The organism is Streptomyces sp. NPDC127097 (genome assembly GCF_042724075.1).
Lineage (GTDB): Bacteria > Actinomycetota > Actinomycetes > Streptomycetales > Streptomycetaceae > Streptomyces.
Window position 1 is genome coordinate 75,708 of sequence record NZ_JBHXFI010000001.1, and the last position, 21,768, is coordinate 97,475.

Genomic DNA, 21,768 nt, shown 5'->3' on the forward strand with positions numbered 1-21,768 from the left:
TGCCGGAACACCCATGAACAGCCGGGCGGACCTCTGTGGGGGAGGTTCGCCCGGCCTTGGTGTTTTTTGGGCGGCAACGAGCCGCCGTCCGCTACGAGTTGGGCACCCGCAGCCGTTCCCAGCTCACCCGCCCCGGCACCCCGTCCGCGTCCTTGCCGTGGAAGCCGAGCTTGCGCTGCCAGGCCGCGTACGACGCGCGGTCCGCCTCGGTCCACTCCGGCCCGGGGCCTTCTTCGTAGTGGCCGCACCCCTCGGCGACCAGCCGTTCACCCATGGCCGTGACCACCGGGCTGCTGGTCCCCGACCGGAAGAAGTCCCGGCCGGGAAACGGTTCGTAGCGCGGAGGCTGCGGTTCCGGCGGGGTCGGCCCCGAGCCGTCCGGCTCCGTACCGTCCGTTTCCGGCGCGCCCTCCGCCGGCTTCGCCAGCCGCTTCTTGATCCGGCCGCGCAGGTCGTCCATCGCGATACCGCGCGGATCGACCTTCCCGGGCTGCCACTCCTTGTGGCCGATCACCGAGCGCTCGTTCCAGCCGTGCGCCCGGCAGATCGCGGCCGACACCTTCTCCATGGCGACCCGCTGCTCCTCGGGCCACGGGTCCTTGCCGTCCCCGAGGTTGATGCATTCGAAGCCGTAGAAGTGACGGTTGCCGTCGGTGTCCGCCTCGTTGTCCGCCGGCAGCTCCGGGTCCTCGTCGATCACCGCGCGCAGTACGTCACCGTCGCCGAGCCCGGCGTGGTTGGCGCGGCCGTTGCCGACGAGATGGACCTCGCCCTTTTTGTCGATCACGCCCGTACACAGCGGCCCCGGCAGATCGGAGCGTCCGTCGTAGCAGAGGTCCACCGAGGTGTCGGTGCCCTCGGTGGCGGTGTGGTGGATCATCACGCCGTGTGTCGGGCCCCAGGGGCCCTTCGCATTGCGGTTGTGCGTACGCCAGCTGCGGACTTCATGGACCACCAGGCCCTCGTCGCGCAGTGCCTTCAGCAGCCGGCTCGCGGTCAGCGGGGTGGCCATCAGGCGATTCCTTCCTCGTCGACCGCGGCTGCGGCCGGGGCGGCGCAGCCGGTGATCCGTATCGGCCGGTGGAGCGGTGTGCGCCGGGTGCGCCGGCGAAAGCGGTCACGGGCCGGGTGACGGACGGGGTGACGGATGGGGTGACGGTGGTGATGCCGCGGATGCGGCGGGGAAGCTCTTCCGCATAAACGTGGGGGATGGCGTATGTGTCGGCATTCCCCGCCTATCCCTACGGGCGCCGAGTGCGCGGACACCGGGAAATCGAGAAAGGGGGAGGGCGGGCGGGGCAGGGGTGTGTGACTCCTGATGCGTGAGTATGCGTATGTGCTCAACACAGTGTCCGTAAGCGGGAGTTGAAGGGTCAAGAGGCCATTCCGGACACCGCCTGCGGAGGTCTTGTGCGCGGGAGTCGCCACTTCTTCCCAACTGGATTCCCGCGACACCGGAACCGGAATCGCATGAGACGGGGCGCACGGGGGCGTATCGGGAGGAGATCGCGAACCGTGCGCCACACCCGAGCGCACGGTGAGTGACAACGGAGCTGGCGGCCGGCCGGGCGCGGAGCGCGTCCCCACCACATATGCGTTCGGGACGGAGGAAATCCACCCGACAACATGCGGAAATCTCAGGGAGGCGTAACTTGGCCAAAAGATCTGTGATGGTAATCACCGCTGGAGTGTGATCTGCGATTTAGGGCCTCAGCTCCTGCGGCGATAACCTGCCGGACGGACATGCCGCGTATCCGGTCTCCGTGTACGCCTCCCCTGTGACAGCGCCGTCACGTTGCCCTTCGCGGCACGCCCATCGCAGACGAACGAACCGCGATCACTACGGCGATTCTGAGAAGACAAGGGACGGACGCGCGTGGACCTGTTCGAGTACCAGGCGAGGGACCTCTTCGCCAAGCACGGTGTACCGGTGCTGGCCGGTGAAGTCATCGACACGCCTGAGGCGGCGCGCGAGGCGACCCAGCGGCTGGGCGGCAAGTCGGTCGTCAAGGCGCAGGTGAAGGTCGGTGGCCGCGGCAAGGCCGGCGGCGTGAAGCTGGCCACCAGTGAGGACGACGCGGTCGAGAAGGCCGGTCAGATCCTGGGCATGGACATCAAGGGCCACACGGTCCACAAGGTGATGATCGCCGAGACCGCGCCGGAGATCGCCGAGGAGTACTACGTCTCGTACCTCCTCGACCGCACCAACCGCACCTTCCTGGCCATGGCCTCCGTCGCCGGCGGCATGGACATCGAAGAGGTCGCGGCGACCCGGCCCGACGAGCTCGCGAAGGTCCCGGTCGACGCCAACGAGGGCGTCACGATCGAGAAGGCCCGCGAGATCGTCGCCCAGGCGAAGTTCCCGGCCGAGGTCGCCGAGAAGGTCGCCGACGTTCTGGTCACCCTGTGGAAGACCTTCATCGCCGAGGACGCGCTCCTCGTCGAGGTCAACCCGCTGGCCAAGGTCGCCAGCGGCGAGGTCATCGCCCTTGACGGCAAGGTCTCGCTGGACGCCAACGCCGAGTTCCGTCAGCCGGAGCACGAGGCGCTGGAGGACAAGGACGCAGCCAACCCGCTCGAGGCTGCTGCCAAGGCCAAGGGTCTGAACTACGTCAAGCTCGACGGCCAGGTCGGCATCATCGGCAACGGCGCGGGCCTCGTCATGAGCACCCTGGACGTCGTCGCCTACGCCGGCGAGAAGCACGACAACGTCAAGCCCGCCAACTTCCTCGACATCGGTGGCGGCGCCTCCGCCGAGGTCATGGCGAACGGCCTGGAGATCATCCTCGGCGACCCGGACGTCAAGTCCGTCTTCGTCAACGTCTTCGGTGGCATCACCGCCTGTGACGAGGTCGCCAACGGCATCGTGCAGGCCCTGGAGCTGCTCAAGTCCAAGGGCGAGGACGTCAACAAGCCCCTGGTCGTGCGCCTCGACGGCAACAACGCGGAGCTCGGTCGCGAGATCCTGTCGAAGGCCAACCACCCGCTGGTGCAGCGTGTGGACACCATGGACGGCGCGGCCGACAAGGCCGCCGAGCTGGCTGCTAAGTAAAGGACGAGGACACAACAACCATGGCTATCTTCCTGACCAAGGAAAGCAAGGTCATCGTCCAGGGCATGACCGGTGCCACTGGCATGAAGCACACCAAGCTGATGCTCGGTGACGGCACCAACATCGTCGGCGGTGTGAACCCGCGCAAGGCCGGCACCAGCGTCGACTTCGACGGCACCGAGGTACCCGTCTTCGGCTCCGTCGCCGAGGCGATGGAGAAGACCGGCGCCGACGTGTCCGTGCTCTTCGTGCCGCCGGCCTTCGCCAAGGCCGCCGTCGTCGAGGCGATCGACGCCGAGATCCCGCTGGCCGTCGTGATCACCGAGGGCATCGCGGTCCACGACTCCGCCGCCTTCTGGGCGTACGCGCAGGCCAAGGGCAACAAGACCCGGATCATCGGCCCGAACTGCCCCGGCCTGATCACCCCCGGCCAGTCCAACGCCGGCATCATCCCGGGCGACATCACCAAGCCCGGCCGCATCGGTCTCGTGTCCAAGTCCGGCACGCTGACCTACCAGATGATGTACGAGCTCCGTGACATCGGCTTCTCCTCGGCCGTCGGCATCGGTGGCGACCCGGTCATCGGCACCACGCACATCGACGCCCTGGAGGCGTTCGAGGCCGACCCCGACACCGACCTGATCGTGATGATCGGCGAGATCGGCGGCGACGCCGAGGAGCGTGCGGCCGACTTCATCAAGGCCAACGTCTCCAAGCCGGTCGTCGGCTACGTCGCGGGCTTCACCGCGCCCGAGGGCAAGACCATGGGCCACGCCGGCGCCATCGTCTCCGGCTCCTCCGGCACCGCCCAGGCGAAGAAGGAGGCCCTGGAGGCCGCCGGCGTCAAGGTCGGCAAGACCCCGTCCGAGACCGCGCGGCTGGCCCGCGAGATCCTCGGCGGCTGATTGGCGTTCCCGCGCCGCCGGACCCGTCCCGCGGCGCAGTGCCCCGGACGCGGGCCCGTACCCCTCGGGGTGCGGGCCCGCGCCCGTTCCCGGGGGCGGGCCGTACGGATCAGCGCAGCTCGGGCGCCAGCCGGGCCTGCCGGATCCTCTTCCGTACGGCCGCGTTCCCTTCCTCCCGTGCCGCGTCCCGGGCCGCGTTCCCTTCCTCCCGTGCCGCGTTCCGGGCCGAATTCCCTTGCTCCCGTGCCGCGTTCCGCTGGTCCCGGGCCTCCGTGCCCCGGTGCCGGGCCGGTGCCGGTGCCGGCCGGGTGTGCGGCGCGGTCGCCCGGGCCCGCTCCGGCGGCGTGGAGTGGTCCGGGGTGAGGGCCATCATCACCAGCGTCACCAGCGCGAACAGCCCGGTCCCCCCGAAGACCGCCCGGGTGGTCCGCCGGGCGCTGCGCTCGCTGCCGCTGCGTACGTCGGCCGCGGTGGACGGCGCCGTCGGAGGCACGGGCGGCAGCGCGGTGATCCGGGCCCGCAGGATCTCGCGCTGCCGCAGCGGTGGCTGCCCGTCGAGCCCCAGCCCCGGCAGCAGCTCGGCGAGCCGCTCGCGCGCATGCGCCAGCCGCGCCGTAGTGGCCGGGACGCTCGCCTCGATCTCGGCCGCGGTCCCGTCCGGCCCGAGCCCGACCACGTCGTGCAGCAGCAGCACCCGCCGGTACCGGGCGGGCAGGCTCAGCAGGGCCGCCGGCAGCGCGCGGTCCGACGGCCCGGCGGCCGACTCCTCGCGCAGGCCGGGGGCGGTCCGCAGCCCCGGACACAGCCGGTGCCACGGCGACAGCGCGTACTCGTACACCGCCGCCCGCACCCACCCCGCCGGATCCGGATCCACCGCGACCTCCGGCCAGCGCTCCCAGGCCAGCCGGAACCCCCGCTCCACCGCCCGCCGGGCGAGCCACGGCCGTCCGGTGAGCAGATACGCCTGCTGGTTCAGCGCCGCTGCGTGCCGGGTGTGGAGATCGTCGAAGGCGGTGGCGGCCTGCTCGCGCTGGGTCATACCGAGCAGTGTGGAAAACCCGCCGCACCGGCGCGGTGCGACACGTCGGGCATTTCACCAGTACATGGCCGAAAGGTGTCTTGTTGGCAGCATGGCGGCGTGAGCCAGTTGATCGAGCGCGGCCCCACGTTGTCCTCGCACGGCCGGGCCGCCGCCCAGCGTTCCTCCGCCATCGGCGCGGCCTTCCTCGGCGGTGTGACGGCCGCCGGTCTCGGCCTCGGCGCGCTGACGGTCGCCGTGCTGCTGCTCTGGGTCGCCTCCCCCTACCCCGACAGCGACCCCTCCCGGGCCCTGCATCTCGCCGCCGACCTGTGGCTGCTGGCGCACGGCGGCGACCTCGTACGCAGCACCGCGCACGCCTCCGCCCCGGTCGCCGTGCCCCCGCTGCTGCTCGCCGTCCTCCCGGTCTGGCTGCTCCACCGGGCCGCCCGGCACGCCCTGGCCACCTCGGCCGACGGCCCGCCCGGCCGCGCCCCGTCCGCCGGCCAGGCCGCGGACGCCGCCCATACGGTCGCGCCGCGCACCCTGCTCGGCGCCCTGCTCGCCGGGTATCTGCTGATCGTGGCCGGGGCGCTGGTCTACGCCTCGGGCGGCCGGCTGCGGGCCGAGCCGCTCAGCGTGCTGCTGTGCGTACCGGCCACCACGGCCGCCATCCTCGGCGGCACGGCCTGGCGCCTCCTGCGGCACCCGGGCACCGAGCTGCTGCCCGTCAGGATCCTGCGGCTCAGGTCCAGGGCACCACGCCGGCTGCGCGCCTTCCTCGGCGGCTCGCGGGTCGCCGCCGCCCGCCGGGGCGCCGTGTGCCGGGCCGCCGGCGCCGCCCTCGGCGCCCTGCTGGCGGCCGGCGCTCTGCTCACCCTGCTCTCGCTCGGCCTGCACGCGGGCCGGGTACGCGACGACCTCCTCCAGCTGGCCCCCGACTGGGCGGGCCGCGCCACCGTGCTGCTGCTGTGCCTGGCCCTGCTCCCGAACGCGGCCGTCTGGGGCGCCGCCTACGGCCTGGGGCCGGGGTTCACCGTCGGCGCGGGCAGTACGGTCGCCCCGCTGGGGACCTCGGCGCATCCCGTGCTGCCGCAGCTGCCACTGCTCGGCGGACTGCCCGACGCCGGCCCCGGAAACCCGCTGACCTGGGCGGTGGCCGTCGTGCCCGTGGTGGCGGGGGCGCTGCTCGCCCGAGAAGTGGCCCGCTCCGCCACCGCGCCGAGCTCCCCGGGGGCGCCCTGGTCCTGGTGGCCGACGGCCTGTGTGGCGGCCCTGGGGGCCGGCCTCTGCGGTGTGGTCATGGCCGCGCTCGCGGGCCTCGCCGGCGGCGCACTGGGCACCGGCGCGCTCGCCGCCTTCGGCCCGAGCTGGTGGCGTACGGGCCTGGCGGCGGCGGCCTGGACCGCCCTGACCGGCGTCCCGGCCGCGGTCGCGCTCCGGGTCTGGTGGCTGCGGGCCCGACGACGGGCAGCCGAGGCCCCGCAGAACGAACCGGCCCCGCGGCAGCCGGTGAGCACGAAGGACGAGGCCGGCGCCGCGACGGACGGCGGAGATGGCGCCGCGACGGACGACAGTGACATCAAGAAGGACAGCGATACCGAGAACGACGACGACGGCACGGACCCGCCCAGCGCCCTCGCCGCGGCTCGGTGCGGCACGACCGCGCCCCTCGGGGGCGCGGGGAACTGCGCGACCGGCCCCGACGCACCCGCAGACGACTGATACGGCGCCCTCCGCGGAGCGCTCCGCTACTTCTGCGTGCTCAGCAGCGGCCGCAGTTCCTTGGGGAGCAGGTTCTCGCAGGACTTGCCGGCCGACTGCGTCAGGGCGTCGCTCACGCAGGTGAAGTAGTCGCGGTAGACGATCTGCACGGTGAAGGTCGCGGCGACCATCATCAGCGCCAGCGACGCGGTCACCAGCCCGGCGATCGCCGAGGTGACCTGCGGCCGGGTGGAGCCCGGCGCGGCCGGGGCGCCGGGCCGGCCGTCGCGGTCGGGCTGCTCGGCGGCGGGCGCGGGGCGGCCCTCCATGGCGGCGGTGGTCGCCGCGGCGGACGCCTTCGCGGGGCTCGGCTTGGCGCGCAGCGCGCTGATGCCCCAGTAGATCGCCAGCGCACTCAGCAGCAGCGCGACCTCCGGCAGGCTGAACAGCACGAAGAAGAACGACCACATGCCGGCGAGGAGTGCGTAGCGGGCCCGGCGCTGGGCCGGGTCGGTGGGGTCCCAGCGCAGTCCGCCGGGGCCGCCGGGACCACCGGGGCCGCCCTGCTGGCCGTTGCGGCCGCCGGGCCGGGTGCCGAAGCCGCCGCTCTGCCGCCCCGGCTGCCGGGGGCTCCACTGGCTGCCCCAGCTCGGCGTCGGCTCGTCCTGCGGCTGCTCCTCGTCGCCGTCGCCGTTCTGGCCGGAACGGGTGCGGTGGCGCGGGCGCCATGCCTGGTCGGGGGTGCCGGCCGGCGGTGGGGCGAAGGGGTTGTCCCGCTCGGTGTCCGGGGAATCCGGGCCGGTGGGCTCCGACGACGAGGACGATGAGGACGACGACTTGCGCTCCCGCGGCAGCAGCACCACCCCGGGGGCGGTGGCGGGCAGAGGGAGCAGGAGGGCCGCGCGGCGGCGTCGGTCCGTCATCGGAGGTGTTTCTTCCCCTTGTCTCGTCCGCGCACGGGTTTTGGCGGCCGGCGCGTGGTTACCACGAACTGCATGCAGTCTTACGCCTGACGCTACCTCCCGTGCCCGCCCCCGTCCCGTGGGGGCCGCGCGGTGTGCCGGTATCGTTGCTGACGGTCGGCGCCTTCGTAGGGTTCCCCGGATCTGCGGTACCCGCAGTCTTGTATGACCACACAAAGCACGCGAGATCGGAAAAGAGCCCCGCCGTGGCTTCCTCCCCACCCCCCGTCCAGCCCGCCCGTCCCGGCCGCCCGGCCCGCATCGTCGCGCTCGTCTCCGGTTCGGGGACCAACCTCCAGGCGCTGCTGGACGCCATCGCCGCGCAGGGCCCGGAGGCGTACGGGGCCGAGATCGTGGCCGTCGGCGCCGACCGCGGCGCCATCGTGGGGCTGGAGCGCGCCGCGGCCGCGGGGCTGCCGACGTTCGTCTGCCGGGTCAAGGACTACGACAGCCGCGCGGACTGGGATGCGGCGCTCACCGAGGCGACCGCCGCTTACGAGCCCGACCTGGTGGTCTCGGCCGGCTTCATGAAGATCCTGGGCAAGGAGTTCCTGGCCCGCTTCGGTGGCCGCACGGTCAACACCCACCCGGCGCTGCTGCCGAGCTTTCCCGGTGCCCACGGCGTGCGCGACGCACTCGCGTACGGCGCGAAGGTCACCGGATGCACCGTCCACTTCGTCGACGACGGCGTCGACACCGGCCCAATCATCGCCCAGGGCGTGGTCGAGGTCCGGGACGAGGACGACGAATCCGCGCTGCATGAGCGCATCAAGGAAGTCGAGCGATCGCTGCTCGTCGAGGTCGTGGGGCATCTGGCCCGGCACGGCTACCGCATTGAGGGACGAAAGGTACGTATCTCGTGACCGCCACCGAAGGCACGAAGCGCCCCATCCGCCGCGCGCTGGTCAGCGTCTACGACAAGTCCGGGCTGGAGGAGCTGGCACAGGGTCTGCACGCGGCGGGCGTCCAGCTCGTCTCCACCGGATCGACGGCCGCGAAGATCGCCGCGGCCGGGGTGCCGGTCACCAAGGTCGAGGAGCTGACGGGCTTCCCCGAGTGCCTCGACGGCCGGGTCAAGACCCTGCACCCGAAGGTGCACGCCGGCATCCTGGCCGACCTCCGCCTGGAGGACCACCGCCAGCAGCTGGCCGGGCTCGGCGTCGAGCCGTTCGACCTGGTCATCGTCAACCTCTACCCGTTCCGGGAGACCGTGGCCTCCGGCGCCACCCCCGACGAGTGCGTGGAGCAGATCGACATCGGCGGCCCCTCGATGGTCCGCGCCGCCGCCAAGAACCACCCCTCGGTGGCGGTCGTCGTCAACCCCGCCCACTACGGCGAGGTCCTCAAGGCCGTCGCCGACGGCGGCTTCGAACTGGCCGGGCGCAAGCGGCTGGCGGCGGAGGCGTTCCAGCACACCGCGGCGTACGACGTGGCGGTCGCCTCCTGGTTCCTCGACGCCCGCGGCGGAGCCGCTGATGGACACAGCGCGGACGACTCCGCCTTCCCCGAGTTCCTCGGCGCCACCTACTCCCGCAAGAACGTCCTGCGCTACGGCGAGAACCCGCACCAGGGCGCCGCGCTGTACGTGGACGGCAGCGGCGGGCTCGCGGAGGCCGAGCAGCTGCACGGCAAGGAGATGTCGTACAACAACTACACGGACACCGACGCCGCGCGCCGGGCCGCGTACGACCACAGCGAACCCTGTGTCGCGATCATCAAGCACGCCAACCCCTGCGGTATCGCGGTCGGCGCGGATGTCGCCGAGGCGCACCGCAAGGCGCACGCCTGTGACCCGCTCTCCGCCTTCGGCGGCGTCATCGCCGTCAACCGCCCGGTCTCCGTGGCGATGGCCGAGCAGGTCGCCGACATCTTCACCGAGGTCATCGTGGCCCCCGGCTACGAGGACGGCGCGGTCGAGATCCTCGCCCGCAAGAAGAACATCCGCGTGCTGCGCTGCCCCGAGGCGCCCTCGAACCCGGTAGAGGTCAAGCCGGTTGACGGCGGCGCGCTGCTCCAGGTCACCGACCGGCTCCAGGCCGAGGGCGACGACCCGGCGAACTGGACGCTGGCCACCGGTGCCGCGCTGTCCGCCGGGGAACTGGCCGAGCTGGCCTTCGCCTGGCGCGCCTGCCGCGCCGTCAAGTCCAACGCGATCCTGCTCGCCAAGGACGGCGCCTCGGTCGGCGTCGGCATGGGCCAGGTCAACCGCGTCGACTCGGCGAAACTCGCGGTCGAGCGGGCGGGCGAGGAGCGCGCGCAGGGCTCGTACGCCGCCTCCGACGCGTTCTTCCCGTTCCCGGACGGCCTGGAGATCCTGACCGCCGCCGGCGTCAAGGCCGTGGTCCAGCCCGGTGGTTCGGTCCGCGACGAGCAGGTCATCGAGGCCGCGAAGCAGGCCGGCGTGACGATGTACTTCACGGGCACCCGGCACTTCTTCCACTGAGCCGCCGCAGAAACGCCCCGAGGGCCGCACCCCGCGCGGGGTGCGGCCCTCGGTCGCTCTTGGTCGCTCGCGTCCGCCGTGCTCAGTAACGCGGCCGGTTGAACCAGGCGTTGCCCTCGTCCTTGGAGACGAAGACCAGCACCAGGACGCCGAGGACCGTGTGCACCAGGCCGATCGGGAAGGTGCACAGGCTCAGGATGATGTTGGCGACACCGAAGACGATGGTGCCGACCCGGACCCCGCCACCGCCGTTGGCGAACTGGAGGGCCAGCGTGATCGCGGTACCGGTGAAGATCACGATGATCACGATCACCGCGATCAGCAGGCCCTTGCCGACGTTCATCGCCGTGATGTCATCCGCGGCGGCGTACGGCGAGGCGTTGTGCGAAGCCTTGCTGACACCGCCCAGCCCCATCACCGCGAGGATCAGGCCGATGAGGTTCAGACCGGACAGCACGAACAGCAGCACCCGGGCGGCCTTGACGCCACCGGGCATCACCGTGGGGTACTGCGGCTGCATCCCGGGCATGGGACCGCCCGGGTAGCCGCCGTACGGGGCCATCGGCTGCTGCGGCTGCGGAGGCTGCTGGGGATAGCCGTAGTTGGGCTGCTGACCCGGCGGCGGACCGTAGGGATTCTGGTTGGGATAGCTCACGAGCGGTGTCCTTCGGGCGACTTGAGGCGGAATGGCGAGCGCCGCGAAGGCCCCGGTCGCGGCTGCGAGGGGGCCTTCGCGGGCTCTTCAGGGCGTCCGTGCAGCCCAGAGCGGGCTTACTTGACGCTCACGACCACGGTGCCGGCGAGCTTGTCCGCCCAGGTCTGGCTCTTGTCGTCCCACAGCGGCCACAGCCAGCCGAGGCCGCACAGCAGGCCGTTCAGGTAGCGGCAGAGGTAGCGCACGAAGGTCATACCGAAGCCGAGCGGCTGGCCGGTGGCCTCCTTGATGACCTTGACGCCCAGCGCCTTCTTGCCCGGGGTCTGGCCGGAGGCGCCTTCCTTGGCGATGAGGAAGAAGGTCCCACCGATCATGATCAGCCACGCGAGGACCATGACGATGAGGGCGCCGACCGGCGTGGCGCTGTCCGCGGCCGTGTTGTAGGCGTCGCTGATGCACTGCACGTCACCAGGCGGGCAGGACGAGGTGTCCACGTTCGCCGCCGACGAGGCGGAGCTGGCGGCCATGACACCCGCGATGATGTACAGGATGATCGGCACCGCGGCGATGATCAGGCCGTCGAGCAGGAAGGCGCCCAGCCGGGCACCCCAGCTCGCGTAGCCCATGGGCATGCCCATGCCCGGCATCCCCGGCTGGCCGTAAGGCGCGCCCTGCTGCGGGTAGCCGCCGTACGCCTGCTGCTGCTGCGGGACGGCCTGCTGCTGGGGGTAGCCGTACGGCTGCTGCTGCTGCTGCGGGGCCTGCTGGGGGTAGCCGTAGCCGGGCTGGCCCTGCGGCGGGACCGGGGGCTGCTGGCCGTACGGGCCCTGCGGCGCCTGCGGCGGCTGCTGCTGGCCGTACGGGTTGTTCGGGTCACCAAAGCTCATCTGCTGTTTTCCTCCGTTGGGTCAGTGGGGGACACAAGGCGTGACGCGGAGGAAAAACAGGATTCACTGGCCACCCCCCGACGAAGCCTGCGGCACTGCGGCGTCAATCCTTCTAGTTGCGCATTCACTCTGTCCAGTCAAGGGGTCTCACCGTTGTCCAAGTGCAATGATCAATTCCGGCCACCGGCGCCCCGCATGCCCTGATTGGAACGTGACCGCCCTCATCCGGGAGGATGGGGGGTATGACTGCCCAGATTCTGGATGGCAAGGCCACCGCAGCCGCTATCAAGTCCGAGCTCGCCACCCGCGTCGAGGCCCTGAAGGCCAAGGGCGTGCAGCCCGGTCTGGGCACCCTCCTGGTCGGCGACGACCCGGGAAGCCGCTGGTACGTCAACGGCAAGCACCGCGACTGCGCCCAGGTCGGCATCGCCTCGATCCAGCGCGAACTGCCGGAGACCGCCACCCAGGAGGAGATCGAGGCCGTCGTACGGGAGCTCAACGAGGACCCCGCCTGCACCGGCTACATCGTCCAACTCCCGCTCCCCAAGGGCATCGACGCCAACCGTGTCCTGGAACTGATGGATCCGGCCAAGGACGCCGACGGGCTGCACCCGATGAGCCTGGGCCGGCTGGTGCTCGGCATCGAGGGCCCGCTGCCCTGCACCCCGTACGGCATCGTCCAGCTGCTGCGGCGGCACGAGGTCGAGATCAAGGGCGCGCACGTGGTGGTCGTCGGCCGCGGTATCACCATCGGCCGCCCGATGCCGCTGGTGCTCACCCGCAAGTCGGAGAACGCCACGGTGACCCAGTGCCACACCGGCACCCGGGATCTGTCGTCGCACCTCAAGCAGGCCGACATCATCGTCGCCGCGGCCGGTGTGCCGCACATCATCAAGCCCGAGGACGTCAAGCCCGGCGCGGCCGTCCTGGACGTCGGCGTCAGCCGTGACGAGGCCGGCAAGATCGTCGGCGATGTGCACCCCGGCGTCGCCGAGGTGGCCGGCTGGGTCGCCCCCAATCCGGGCGGTGTCGGCCCGATGACCCGCGCCCAGCTGCTGGTCAACGTCGTCGAGGCCGCCGAGCGCGCGGCCGGCTGAGCGCGGCGGGACCTGAGACCCTTGTCCGTGACAGACGTATCCGGAGACCGGAAGGGACTGCCCGCCATGGGTGCCGACGTGCATTCGGATGGAGCCTCCGAGCCGCAGCGCTCCTCGCGCCGCTTTCCGACGCTGACCCGCGACACGGCCCGCCCGGAAGGCGGCGGCCGCGCCGCCGCGGGCGGCTACCCCGCGCCCGCCCGGCAGTGGCCGCTGCTCAGCGTCATGGGCGGGGTCGCGGCCGGACTGCTGCTCGTGGCGCTCGACGCGTTCCGTATCGGCACGCTGGTGATCGGGCTCGCTCTCCTGGCCGGCGCGGTGCTGCGGTGGGCGCTGCCGTCGGTGGGCATGCTCGCCGTCCGCTCCCGCTTCACGGACATGGCGACCTACGGCCTGCTCGGCTTCGTGATCGTGATGCTGTCGCTGATGGTGCAGCCCAAGCCGTGGATCCACATCCCGTTCCTGGACGACATCGTGCACTTCACGGTGCGCTGACCCGGAGCGGCTGAGCGCACGGCCGCACGGCCGCATTGCGATGACGGCGGCCCGCCCCTCCCCCTCGGGAGAAGGCGGGCCGCCGTCGTGCTGTGACGCGAGTGACGCGATGCCTACCCGGCCGGCCGGGTCAGCGCACGCACCACTTGTTGGAGTAGATGGTCATGAGGTTGCTGCCGATGAACCGCCAGCCGGTGCCACGGTTCAGCTTCGCGTGCCGGCCCCGGTAGTTGGCCTTCTCGTAGACGGTCACGCTGCACTGGGAGCCGTTGTTGTACGCGGACAGCGGCAAGTTGAAGGCGCCGCCATAGGGCTTGAGGTTCCGGTTGTTCGACCTGACCTTCTTCGGCGTGCCCTTGAAGTTCGCTTTCGGGTAGACACACAGATAGGTGCGGGGGCAGTTGGACGGCGCCCGCTGGACGGTGACCGAGCCGTGCTTGGCCGCCGCGGGGGCGGCGGACGCGCCCGCGGCGGGGGCCAGTGCCAGCCCTCCGGAGACCGCCGCGGCGGCCGCGGCGAGGGCGATGCGCTTGCGGACGTTCATGGTGTGGGTTCCTCCCCGTTCAGAGGGCGGCGGCGCGTCGACCGCGCCGCCCGCTGTTTGCGCCACCGACTGTGCGCCCACCCGCCGTTGTCCGGCCAAGGGGACCGCCCCGGTGGGGACGCCGTGGGATGTCCCACCCGCTGACCTGCGGGGACGTCACCGCGCCGGAGGCTCCGGTGGGACGGGGAGGGGGCCGGACAGCGGCCCGGACAGCGGTCCGGACGGCATACGGACGGCAAAGGGCGGAAACGGAGGCGGCATCCGCGCCATCATCGGCGACAAAGGGGGCCATGGCCTCGGGGGAGAACGAACGCGTATGGGGTGGGACATGTCGCGTTGGAGCGGGCTGCCCGCATCGCTGGACCATCGGGTGCGGCAACTGGCCGTACAGCTGAGGAGGTTGAAGGACCACAGCGGGCTGAGCCTGGCCGCGCTCGCCGCCCGCACGCCGTACAGCAAGTCGTCCTGGGAGCGCTATCTCAACGGCAAGAAGCTGCCGCCGGCCGGTGCCGTGGAGGCGCTGGCGCGGCTCTGCGGGGCCGATGTGACCCGCCTGCTGGCGTTGCACGAGGTCGCCGCGCAGGCGTGGAGCGCGGGACGGGGGGCGGTGCCGGAGGCCCGGCCGCAGGACCTGCCGGCCCCGTCGGCCCCATCGGTCTCGTCGGTCTCGTCGGTCTCGTCGGTCCGGTCGGTCTCGTCGGGCCCACCGGCCCCGTCGGGTTCACCGGTCCCGTTGGGCCCACCGGTCCCGCCGGGCCGGATTGGGCCTCCACCACGGGCGGCGGCGGGGGACGAGGCGCCGCTCACCGCCGGGCACCCGGCCGCGCACACCGCTCCCGGCGCCGGCCGCCAGGTGCCGCTCGGGCCGCTCGTCCTGGGCGCGCTGGCCGTGCTCGTCGTGGCGCTGCCGGTGCTGCGCCCCTGGCAGGACGACCTCGCCGCCGGGCGCGGAGCGGGCGCCGCGATGGCCGGCCGCGACGCCGGTGCCGCACCGGAGTTCACGCCCCGGCCGGGGGAGACCTTCGGCTGCCGTCTCCAGCGCCGGGACGGCGCCCTGTATGCCGGGCACAGCCTTACGGGAACGGCGGTCCTCGGCAGCGGCGCGAAGGGCTGGGACGTCGTCGAGGCGCAGTGTCTGCTGCGCCGCCACGGGTACGACCCGGGCGTGGTGGACGGCGTCGTCGGCGGCCGCACCCTCCGCGCCGTCAAGCGCTTACAGGCCGGATCGGGGCTGCCCACGGACGGCATCGTGGACCCCGCCACCTGGAAGGCGCTGCGCCGGTGAGCGGGCCCGGCGGTGCGCCGCGGGACGGTGTCGAGAGTTCCCGGCTGGCCGCGCGGCTGCGGGAGTTACGGGCGCGCACCGGGCTGAGCCTGGCCGCGCTCGCCGCCCGCACCCCGTACAGCAAGTCGTCCTGGGAGCGCTATCTGAACGGGAAGAAGCTGCCGCCCCGGGACGCGGTCGAGGCGCTGTGCCGGCTGGCGGGAGAACCGGCCGGCCGGCTGCTGGCGCTGTGGGAGCTGGCGGACGCGGCCTGGAGCGGACGCGGCCGGACCGGCGCGGCGCAGGCGCAGGCCCGGGAGGCGCAGCCCCGGGAGGCGGGGAGCGTGGCGGCCCAAAACGGGCCGGGGAGCGTGGCGGTCAAAAACGGGCCGGGGAGCGCGACGGCCCACGAGCCGGGCAGGGCAAGTGCGAGGCGTACGGCCGCGGTTGAGACGGCCGGGCCCCCGGCGGGCCGCGAGGTCACGCCCCGGTGGTCGCCGCGGCCGGCCCGGCGGCTGGCGGGCGTGGCGGCCGGGGCCGGGGCCGCTGGGGTCGCGCTCGTCGCGGCGCTGGCCGTCTGGACGGCAGTCGGCGCGGCCGGCCCGGTGGGGGGCGACGTGCCCGCCGCCCCCGAGCTGACCGGCTGCCGGGCGACGGCGTGCGACGGCAAGGACCCGGAGTCGATGCGCTGCGATCTCCCGGAGCTGGTGCGGACGCCCGTGGAGCGCACCGCGGCCGGCGGGGAGCAAGTGCAGCTCCGTTACGGCACGGTGTGCGGCGCGGTCTGGGGGCGGGTCCGGGGCGGCCGGATCGGGGACCGGGTCGAGGTGGTGGTGCCGGGGGTGGCGCCGCGGTCGGTGCGGGTGCTGGACCGGTTCGACGCCGAGGACGCGCTCGTCACGCCGATGGCGGCGGCCCGCGGGCCCGAGGGCGTCCGGCTGTGCCTCTATCCGGCGGACGGCGGGGCCAGAGAATGCTTCTCGGCATAGTGCCTGACCGGGGCCTATATTGATGCCATCCTGGCCGGTTCTTGTCAGGATACGTACGGAAGTCGTCCGGACTCCGTCGGAAATGCCACACTGCTCGGGTCACGGGCGCACGGACGGGTGACCTATGTCCGCATGTTCCCGTGTGCCCGTGAAGGGGAACGCCGTCCTGGCCGGGGGCGTCCTGACGGGGAGCAAGGAGTGCGGGCCGGGGGCCGCGCTCGGGCACGTACGCGGGGGGATAGGGGGAGGCAATGCCTCGCTGGAAGGCGCTGCCGGAGGAACTGGATCCGCAGGTGCGGGAGTTCGCCGGTCAGCTGCGCAGGCTCGTGGACCGCAGCGGCCTGAGTGTGGCCGCCCTCGCGGACGCCACGGGCTACAGCAAAACGTCCTGGGAGCGCTATCTCAACGGGCGGCTGCTGCCACCGCAGCGCGCCGTGGTCGCGCTCGCCGAGGCGACCGGTGCCCAGCCCGCCCACCTCACCACGCTGTGGGAGCTGGCCGAACGGGCCTGGAGCCGCGACGAGATGCGGCAGGACGTCACCATGGAAGCGATCAGCGTGGCCCAGGCGCGCGCCGCGCTCGGCTGGGACGCCGACCAGGCCGAACCCCCGGCGAAGAGCGCGAAGTTCACCAAGGGGACAAAGACCGCACAGGCGTCCGGCACGGCCCAGCCGCCCCTGGTACCCCAACAGCGACGCACGGACACCCCGTCGGCCGCGGACTTTCCCGAATGGGCGGCGGCCGCGGGCCCGTCCCCGGCCGCGGCGCCCACGGACCAGGGCCCGGCCCGGCGCACCCGCCGCGGCCGAATACTCATGGCCGCCGCCGGCGCGGCCGGTGTGGCGCTGGTGGCCGGGGCCGCCTTCCTCCTGCTCAACCCCGGCACCGGCACGGCCAAGAAAGCGGCGGCCCCCCGCCCCGCGGCCGCACCGAGCGCGAAGCAGGTGCTGCCGGCCGGGGTGCGCTGCACCGGCGCCGGCTGCGTCGGCAAGGACCCGGAGGCGATGGGCTGCGGCGGCGGGCATGCCATCACCCCGTCCCGCGGCCGGGCCGGCCGGGCGGTGATAGAGGTCCGCTACAGCAAGATCTGCCACACCGCCTGGGCCCGGATCAGCCGGGCGGCACCGGGCGACCAGGCCACCCTCAGCGCCGGCGGCCACAGCGCCACGGCCCGGGCCGAGAAGAACGGCGCCGCCTACACCCCGATGGTCGAGGTGACCGGCGACCCGGCGAAGGTCGCGGCCTGCGGCACGACCGTGGCGGGCGTGAAGGGCTGCTCCCGCCCGGTTCCGGCCACGCCCGCCGGCGCACCCGCCCCGTCGGCCGGCGCCGCGGTCCGCTAGCGCGCCCCTGGCACGGGCGGCCACCGCACCGCGCGGGAGCCGCCCGGCCGGCCCGCAGACCCGGGATCACCCTCCGCGGAGGATGTCCGAAAGACGGGGGGCATGCCCTCCGGGATCCCGGGCAGGCGACGAATATCCCCCCACGGGTGTGGCACAACTCGGCGGCCGCCCGCACTCCCCCCTCCTTAGAGCGGGTGGCCGCCGCCCTCGCCCACGGGGGCCCGCGCGGAGCGCGCACCGGACCCCGCAAGCCCGGTTCCGGACCGCCGTACGGACGTCCCGGGGCACCCGGTGAGGTGTTGCACACCGGCCCGGCGCCTGCCCCCGGCAGGGGTCCGATAGCCTGACGGCCGGGTCTCTCGATACCAAGAGACCTTGATAGCTGGGCAGGGACACCCACCGCCAACCATGGTGGTCCAGGGGCTTGCCCCCGGAACACACCGCGCAGGAGATCGCCATGACCCGCACTCCCGTCAATGTCACCGTCACCGGCGCCGCCGGCCAGATCGGCTACGCACTGCTCTTCCGCATCGCCTCCGGTCATCTGCTCGGCGCGGACGTGCCGGTGAAGCTGCGCCTCCTGGAGATCCCCCAGGGTCTGAAGGCCGCCGAGGGCACCGCCATGGAGCTCGACGACTGCGCCTTCCCGCTGCTTCAGGGCATCGACATCTCCGACGACCCGAACGTGGCCTTCGACGGCGCGAACGTCGCGCTGCTCGTCGGCGCCCGCCCCCGTACGAAGGGCATGGAGCGCGGCGACCTCCTGGAGGCCAACGGCGGCATCTTCAAGCCGCAGGGCAAGGCCATCAACGACCACGCCGCGGACGACATCAAGGTCCTGGTCGTCGGCAACCCCGCCAACACCAACGCCCTGATCGCCCAGGCCGCCGCGCCGGACGTCCCGCGCGAGCGCTTCACCGCGATGACCCGCCTGGACCACAACCGCGCGCTCTCGCAGCTCTCGAAGAAGACCGGCACCCCGGTGTCCGAGATCCGCAAGCTGACGATCTGGGGCAACCACTCCGCCACCCAGTACCCGGACATCTTCCACGCCGAGGTCGCCGGCAAGAACGCCGCCGAGGTCGTCAACGACCAGAAGTGGCTGGCCGAGGACTTCATCCCGACCGTCGCCAAGCGCGGTGCGGCGATCATCGAGGCCCGTGGCGCGTCCTCCGCCGCCTCCGCCGCCAACGCCGCCATCGACCACGTCCACACCTGGGTCAACGGCACCGCCGCCGGCGACTGGACCTCGATGGGTATCCCCTCGGACGGCTCCTACGGCGTCCCGGAGGGCCTGATCTCCTCGTTCCCCGTCACCACCAAGGACGGCGCGTACGAGATCGTCCAGGGCCTGGAGATCAACGACTTCTCCCGCGAGCGCATCGACGCGTCCGTGCAGGAGCTGACGGAGGAGCGCGAGGCCGTCCGCGGTCTCGGCCTCCTCGGCTGACCCACCGCCGCGGCCGCCCCACGTGCGCGGCACCGCAGCCTCACTGAGCCCGTACGGTCCACAACGGCCGTGCGGGCTCGGTCATGTCGGCCCGGTCCCGGTCATGTGGGGACGACCGCTGAGGTTTGTGGCTTTTTGGCTTCAGGAGGTCAACGCTCCTGTGCGGGCCGCGAACTCCCGAACCCCTGGCACCCGGGCAGAGCCGTACAGCAGATCGGAGGTGAGGGCGCGGAGCGCCGGCCGTCGCACTTCCTGCGGCGCCTCATGCTCGACGCGCCGCAGCGCAGCGAAGGTCTGGCGGCCGTCGCCCAGGGCATGCCACATGCGGGCGGTATCGGTCCAGCGTCGTCCGTACCGCGCCGGTCTGCGCCTGTCCTGCGTCGAGGTCGCCCGCCTCCTGAGTCCGCGGCCCGGCGCGCGGAGGCGACGACGTACACGATTGACGGGTTCGGGATGCGCGTGCAGATGTCGCCGCTCAACGCCGCGGTGGGCCTGGTGCAGCTCGTCCACTTCGCGGAGGCGGAGACCCGGCGCCGCGCGCTCTGGCGCGCATACGCCGCGGCTCTTGACGGGATCGACGGCGTCAGCCTGGTCGACGCCGACGTAGACCGTACGGTCCCGGCCCTGTGCGCCGTCCGCGTCCTCGATGGCCGCCGCGACCGGGTATTCCACGCGCTGCTGGAGCGTGGAATCGGCGTCGGCGTGCACTACCCGCCGAACCACACGCAGCCGGCGTTCGCCGCGTGGCACCGGCCGTTGCCGGTGACCGAGCGTCTGGGCGGGCAGATCATGACGCTCCCTTTCCAACAGCACCTCACGGAGGCCGCCGCCGAACACATCACCGGCGAACTCCGGGCAGCCCTCGCGGCAGAGACGGACCGGTGACCGGCACCCGTCCCCGTCGGCTGCTGACCGTCTGCCTCGGCAACCATTGCCGTTCACCGCTCGCCGCGCTCATCCTCGCTGAGCTGGGCGGCTCGGCGGTCGAGGTACGCTCGGCCGGCACCCGGGACAAGTGGGTCGGGCGCCCAGCGCACCCTGAGATGGTCACCGCTGCCGCGGCGGCCGGCTACGACCTCACCCCACACCGCGGCGTGCAGATCAGCCAGGCCCTGCTGGAGTGGGCGGACGCAGTGCTCGCCATGGACACCGGCAACCTCACCGCGCTCCGCGCCCTCTCCGACGAGGCGACGGCGCCGAAGCTCGCCCGCTACCTCGGGGACCGGGACGTCCCCGATCCCTGGGGCAAAGGGCCGGAGGACTTTGCCGTCGTCGTCGCCCTCATCGAGGAAGGCGCTGTCCAGCACGTCCCGTAACGCACCGGTGCGCCGCTCAACCGGAGGCGGCGGACAGGAGCACATCCACCAGCCTGTCCGCCGCGTCGGGCCGCCCGTGCGCCCGGGCCGCCTCCGCCATCGCCTTGCGCCGCGCGGGATCCGTGAGCAGCGACCCGACCGTATTCTTCAGTGCACCGGCAGTGACGTCATCGAGCAGAGCAACGGCGGCGCCGGCCTCCTCCAAGTGCCGTGCGTTGTGCGCCTGCTCATTCCCCGCCGACGAGGCCAGCGGGATGAACACGGCTGGCTTTCCGAGGGCCGTGAGCTCCGCGAGGGTGCCGGCACCGCTGCGAGAGACCACGACGTCGGCGAGAGCCAAGACGTCAGGCAGCTCCGCACCCACGAACCCCGTGAGGTGGTACCGGGCCGCGAGTTCAGCGGGCAGGCCCGCCGCATGCTGCCGCAGAGCATCAACGTTCGCCGGCCCGCACTGGTGGATGATGTTGGCACGCTCCAGCAGCCACGACAGCGCGCCCGCCACGACCTGGTTGATCTGCTGGGCGCCTTGGGCGCCGCCGGTGACATAGAGGGTCGGGAGCCGACGGTCGAACCCGCCGAGCCCCAGCGCCGTCACCGCCTTGTCCCCATGCCCGGTCAGCACTTCGGGGCGCACCGGGTTCCCCGTCACGACCGCGGCACCGCGCAGCGCCTCCGGCAGCAGCGGCAGCGTCGACTCCGAGGACACCGCGATACGCGTAGCCGACCCGGCGAGTTTGCGATTCGCCAACCCGAGCCGCACGGTCTGCTCGTGCAACACCAGCGGGCGCTTGCACATGCGCGCGGCGATCCCGGCCGGGACTGCAACGTAGCCACCTGTCGCGAGGACGACGTCCGGCCGGAAGTCGGCCACGACCTTGCGTGCCTGGGCGACCCCGAGCGGCACGCGCGCCATGTCCCTGATGTTCGCCGGGCTGGCCATTTTCAGAGGGTTGTTGGAGCGCCGGATCTTGCCGGTAGCGACCGTGGTGAAGGGGATGCCCTCAGCCGGAGCGATACGAGCCTCAAGACCATCCGGGGTGCCGATCCAGAGAACGCCGAGAGTGCCGCCGCCGGCCGCCAGCCGGGCTTGCAGAGTGCGGATCGCCGTCAGGGCAGGGTAGGTGTGGCCGCCAGTGCCTCCGCCGGTGACGATCAGGCGAAAGGTGCGAGGAGCGTCAGTAGTCACGCCACGGCACGTTACCGGCAGCCCCCCGGTCGGCCCGCAGTTCCCTTTCGTCGGCCTCCTGGCCGCCGTCCGCCGCCACGGGCAGGCGCGCGCCCCGGCTGTCGGCGACGCGCAGCACATCGCCGAAGGACTGCGTGGTCGCCCGCAGCGCCCGCCGTAACGCATGCTCGCCCGCCTTGCCGTCGTCCAGTACGGCCACCGCGCCCTTGAGCACCTCGGCACCGTCACACAACAGCTCCGCCTCGATCTCATCGGCCAACCGCGACAGCGCGCCCCCGGCCCCGTCCGCCGACAGGAAGCACGGCTTCCCGCCCTCGCTCTCCCACGGCAGCAGGCGCAGCCCCGGCAACGGCGGGACGGCATCCCGGTCGTAACTCATGCTCATTGACTCCCAGAGGTTGGTTGCGCGAGAACCCGGCGCAGTTGTCAGACCCACCCATTACGTTGGGTGTGTTCAG

Annotated in this window: 21 protein-coding genes; 13 read left to right on the plus strand and 8 right to left on the minus strand. The window is 72.6% G+C overall.

Annotation, left to right across the window (positions count from 1 at the left end; genetic code table 11):
• Nucleotides 1-91 precede the first annotated feature (91 nt).
• Nucleotides 92-1,012 (minus strand): peptidoglycan-binding protein, encoded by a 921-nt coding sequence (locus ACFWJW_RS00280; protein WP_387232624.1) that lies wholly within the window; start codon nucleotides 1,010-1,012, stop codon nucleotides 92-94.
• Between the two features lie 864 nt (nucleotides 1,013-1,876).
• Here ACFWJW_RS00280 and sucC point away from each other — a divergent pair.
• Together sucC and sucD are read left to right on the plus strand one after the other, a co-directional pair.
• Complete coding sequence (gene sucC, locus ACFWJW_RS00285; RefSeq protein ID WP_387232627.1) at nucleotides 1,877-3,052, plus strand: ADP-forming succinate--CoA ligase subunit beta; 1,176 nt, start codon at nucleotides 1,877-1,879, stop codon at nucleotides 3,050-3,052.
• 20 nt (nucleotides 3,053-3,072) lie between these two features.
• A complete protein-coding gene (sucD, locus tag ACFWJW_RS00290; RefSeq protein ID WP_387232630.1) occupies nucleotides 3,073-3,957 on the plus strand; it encodes a succinate--CoA ligase subunit alpha in 885 nt (294 codons plus the stop codon).
• A gap of 109 nt (nucleotides 3,958-4,066) precedes the next feature.
• Here the strand turns inward: sucD and ACFWJW_RS00295 are convergent, their stop codons facing one another.
• Nucleotides 4,067-4,996: a sigma factor-like helix-turn-helix DNA-binding protein gene (locus tag ACFWJW_RS00295; protein WP_387232634.1), complete on the minus strand. Its 930-nt coding sequence runs from the start codon at nucleotides 4,994-4,996 to the stop codon at nucleotides 4,067-4,069.
• A 99-nt stretch (nucleotides 4,997-5,095) separates the two neighbouring features.
• Between ACFWJW_RS00295 and ACFWJW_RS00300 the strand changes: the two genes are divergently transcribed.
• Nucleotides 5,096-6,700, plus strand: a complete 1,605-nt coding sequence (locus ACFWJW_RS00300; protein WP_387232637.1) for a DUF6350 family protein — start codon at nucleotides 5,096-5,098, stop codon at nucleotides 6,698-6,700.
• Nucleotides 6,701-6,726: 26 nt separating this feature from the next.
• Here the strand turns inward: ACFWJW_RS00300 and ACFWJW_RS00305 are convergent, their stop codons facing one another.
• A complete protein-coding gene (locus ACFWJW_RS00305; RefSeq protein ID WP_387232640.1) occupies nucleotides 6,727-7,602 on the minus strand; it encodes a hypothetical protein in 876 nt (291 codons plus the stop codon).
• 245 nt (nucleotides 7,603-7,847) lie between these two features.
• Here ACFWJW_RS00305 and purN point away from each other — a divergent pair, with 245 nt between their 5' ends.
• Together purN and purH are read left to right on the plus strand one after the other, a co-directional pair.
• Nucleotides 7,848-8,504, plus strand: coding sequence for a phosphoribosylglycinamide formyltransferase (gene purN / locus ACFWJW_RS00310; RefSeq protein WP_387232643.1), 657 nt, complete (start codon nucleotides 7,848-7,850; stop codon nucleotides 8,502-8,504).
• Nucleotides 8,501-10,084, plus strand: coding sequence for a bifunctional phosphoribosylaminoimidazolecarboxamide formyltransferase/IMP cyclohydrolase (purH, locus tag ACFWJW_RS00315; protein WP_387232646.1), 1,584 nt, complete (start codon nucleotides 8,501-8,503; stop codon nucleotides 10,082-10,084). The genes purN and purH overlap by 4 nt, the downstream gene beginning before the upstream one ends.
• Nucleotides 10,085-10,166: 82 nt before the next feature.
• On the opposite strand, the gene ACFWJW_RS00320 is transcribed toward purH, so the two are convergent.
• Nucleotides 10,167-10,739: a hypothetical protein gene (locus ACFWJW_RS00320; RefSeq protein WP_387232649.1), complete on the minus strand. Its 573-nt coding sequence runs from the start codon at nucleotides 10,737-10,739 to the stop codon at nucleotides 10,167-10,169.
• Nucleotides 10,740-10,855: 116 nt separating this feature from the next.
• Complete coding sequence (locus tag ACFWJW_RS00325) at nucleotides 10,856-11,626, minus strand: RDD family protein (RefSeq protein ID WP_387232652.1); 771 nt, start codon at nucleotides 11,624-11,626, stop codon at nucleotides 10,856-10,858.
• Between the two features lie 242 nt (nucleotides 11,627-11,868).
• Between ACFWJW_RS00325 and ACFWJW_RS00330 the strand changes: the two genes are divergently transcribed.
• Together ACFWJW_RS00330 and ACFWJW_RS00335 are read left to right on the plus strand one after the other, a co-directional pair.
• On the plus strand, nucleotides 11,869-12,723 hold the full coding sequence (locus ACFWJW_RS00330) for a bifunctional methylenetetrahydrofolate dehydrogenase/methenyltetrahydrofolate cyclohydrolase (protein ID WP_042147487.1): 855 nt from the start codon (nucleotides 11,869-11,871) through the stop codon (nucleotides 12,721-12,723).
• A gap of 66 nt (nucleotides 12,724-12,789) precedes the next feature.
• Entirely contained in the window at nucleotides 12,790-13,218 is a 429-nt protein-coding gene (locus ACFWJW_RS00335) for a DUF3017 domain-containing protein (RefSeq protein WP_387232655.1), read from the plus strand.
• 130 nt (nucleotides 13,219-13,348) lie between these two features.
• Here ACFWJW_RS00335 and ACFWJW_RS00340 read toward each other — a convergent pair whose 3' ends face one another.
• Entirely contained in the window at nucleotides 13,349-13,762 is a 414-nt protein-coding gene (locus ACFWJW_RS00340) for a peptidase inhibitor family I36 protein (RefSeq protein WP_387232658.1), read from the minus strand.
• A gap of 328 nt (nucleotides 13,763-14,090) precedes the next feature.
• Here ACFWJW_RS00340 and ACFWJW_RS00345 point away from each other — a divergent pair, with 328 nt between their 5' ends.
• The 6 genes from ACFWJW_RS00345 to ACFWJW_RS00370 all read left to right on the plus strand — a co-directional run bounded on the left by ACFWJW_RS00345 (nucleotide 14,091) and on the right by ACFWJW_RS00370 (nucleotide 20,124).
• Complete coding sequence (locus ACFWJW_RS00345; RefSeq protein WP_387232661.1) at nucleotides 14,091-15,047, plus strand: helix-turn-helix domain-containing protein; 957 nt, start codon at nucleotides 14,091-14,093, stop codon at nucleotides 15,045-15,047.
• Nucleotides 15,044-16,015 (plus strand): helix-turn-helix domain-containing protein, encoded by a 972-nt coding sequence (locus ACFWJW_RS00350; protein ID WP_387232664.1) that lies wholly within the window; start codon nucleotides 15,044-15,046, stop codon nucleotides 16,013-16,015. The genes ACFWJW_RS00345 and ACFWJW_RS00350 overlap by 4 nt, the downstream gene beginning before the upstream one ends.
• Before the next feature lie 251 nt (nucleotides 16,016-16,266).
• Nucleotides 16,267-17,358: a helix-turn-helix domain-containing protein gene (locus tag ACFWJW_RS00355; RefSeq protein ID WP_387232666.1), complete on the plus strand. Its 1,092-nt coding sequence runs from the start codon at nucleotides 16,267-16,269 to the stop codon at nucleotides 17,356-17,358.
• Between the two features lie 457 nt (nucleotides 17,359-17,815).
• Nucleotides 17,816-18,808: a malate dehydrogenase gene (locus tag ACFWJW_RS00360; protein WP_387232669.1), complete on the plus strand. Its 993-nt coding sequence runs from the start codon at nucleotides 17,816-17,818 to the stop codon at nucleotides 18,806-18,808.
• A 315-nt stretch (nucleotides 18,809-19,123) separates the two neighbouring features.
• Nucleotides 19,124-19,693 carry a DegT/DnrJ/EryC1/StrS family aminotransferase gene (locus ACFWJW_RS00365; protein ID WP_387233409.1) on the plus strand — a complete coding sequence of 190 codons (570 nt, stop codon included), beginning with the start codon at nucleotides 19,124-19,126 and terminating at the stop codon, nucleotides 19,691-19,693.
• Nucleotides 19,690-20,124 carry a low molecular weight protein-tyrosine-phosphatase gene (locus ACFWJW_RS00370; RefSeq protein WP_387232672.1) on the plus strand — a complete coding sequence of 145 codons (435 nt, stop codon included), beginning with the start codon at nucleotides 19,690-19,692 and terminating at the stop codon, nucleotides 20,122-20,124. The genes ACFWJW_RS00365 and ACFWJW_RS00370 overlap by 4 nt, the downstream gene beginning before the upstream one ends.
• Before the next feature lie 16 nt (nucleotides 20,125-20,140).
• Here ACFWJW_RS00370 and ACFWJW_RS00375 read toward each other — a convergent pair whose 3' ends face one another.
• Entirely contained in the window at nucleotides 20,141-21,310 is a 1,170-nt protein-coding gene (locus ACFWJW_RS00375) for a glycosyltransferase (protein ID WP_387232674.1), read from the minus strand.
• Nucleotides 21,300-21,689 carry a hypothetical protein gene (locus tag ACFWJW_RS00380; RefSeq protein WP_387232677.1) on the minus strand — a complete coding sequence of 130 codons (390 nt, stop codon included), beginning with the start codon at nucleotides 21,687-21,689 and terminating at the stop codon, nucleotides 21,300-21,302. Before ACFWJW_RS00380 ends, ACFWJW_RS00375 begins: the two co-directional genes overlap by 11 nt.
• Between the last annotated feature and the right edge of the window lie 79 nt (nucleotides 21,690-21,768).